This is a genomic window from Burkholderia sp. COPS (assembly GCF_019425585.1).
In the GTDB taxonomy this organism is placed as follows: domain Bacteria; phylum Pseudomonadota; class Gammaproteobacteria; order Burkholderiales; family Burkholderiaceae; genus Burkholderia; species Burkholderia cepacia.
The window spans coordinates 27,937-28,325 of record NZ_WIXR01000052.1; the positions used below are offsets into that span (position 1 = coordinate 27,937).

Annotated in this window: 1 pseudogene; it reads left to right on the forward strand. The window is 68.6% G+C overall.

What is annotated here, in order from left to right:
- Positions 1 to 362: pseudogene (locus FOZ70_RS38290) on the forward strand (MFS transporter); the annotation flags it as partial.
- Positions 363 to 389 lie beyond the last annotated feature (27 nt).

Genomic DNA, 389 nt, shown 5'->3' on the forward strand with positions numbered 1-389 from the left:
CGGTGCTGCCCGCGTTCTGGCTGCTGCAGACGCAATCGTCGAACCTGCTCGCCGTATGGCTCGCGCTGGTGATCCCGTTCGGGATCTTCTACGCGATGGCATACGGGCCGGAGGCCGCGCTGTTCGCGGAGCTGTTCGACGCGAACGTGCGGTACACGGGCATTTCGTTCGTCTACCAGGTGTCGGGCATCTTCGCGAGCGGCCTGACCCCGATCGTCGCGACCGCGTTGCTGCGCGTGAACGGCGGTGCGCCATGGCTCGTCGGGGTGTACGTGATGTTGTCTGCACTCCTGTCGATCGTGTCCGCGCGGGCGATCGAGAAGCGCGGAAGCGTGGCCGAGGTCGCGGTGCGCGCGATGTGACGGCGGGCGGGGCGGGCAGGTGGCGCG